General features: G+C 79.3%; 1 protein-coding gene. It reads right to left on the bottom strand.

Translation table 11 applies throughout. The features are described 5' to 3' along the window. A partial coding sequence (locus tag KS423_RS47025; protein WP_224285718.1) for a LysR family transcriptional regulator substrate-binding protein occupies positions 1 to 511 on the bottom strand: 511 nt, incomplete at both ends.

Raw genomic sequence — 511 nt, 5'->3', positions numbered from 1 at the left:
CAGCGCGATCCGGACCCGGGGGACGGGGTCGGCGAGCGGGCGCACCCGCAGACCGGGCACCGGGCCCGGGTCCGGCAGGACGGCCACGCCCAGGCCGTGTACGGCGAGTTCGGCCAACTGCGGTGGCGCGGCCGCCTCGACGCCGACCGTCGGATCGACACCGGCCTCGGCCAGCGCGCACTCCAGCGCGGTGCGCAGCCCGGTGCCGCGCGGGGTGCTCACCAGGGTGTGCCCGGCGAGCGCCGCGACCGGGAGCGCGTTCCGGCCGGGATCGGGGAAGTCGCCGGGATCGGGGGAGGCGCCGGGGCCGGGGAAGACGCCGGGATCGGGGAAGGCGCCGGGATCGGGGAAGGCGCCGGAACCGGTGCCGTCCGCGAGCGGATGCTGCTCCGCACAGGCCGCGACCAGCGGGACCTCCAGCACGGTGTGCAGCGCGAGCCCGGTCAGGGCCGACCAGCCGTCGTCGCCCTCCCGCCCGCTCGCGGGGGTGGGCAGGGCGACGACGGCGAGG

The sequence above is a fragment of the Streptomyces sp. LS1784 genome (genome assembly GCF_020103755.1).
GTDB lineage: Bacteria > Actinomycetota > Actinomycetes > Streptomycetales > Streptomycetaceae > Kitasatospora.
The sequence above is the reverse complement of the archived record's forward strand: the minus strand, read 5'-3'. Positions and strand labels throughout refer to the sequence as shown.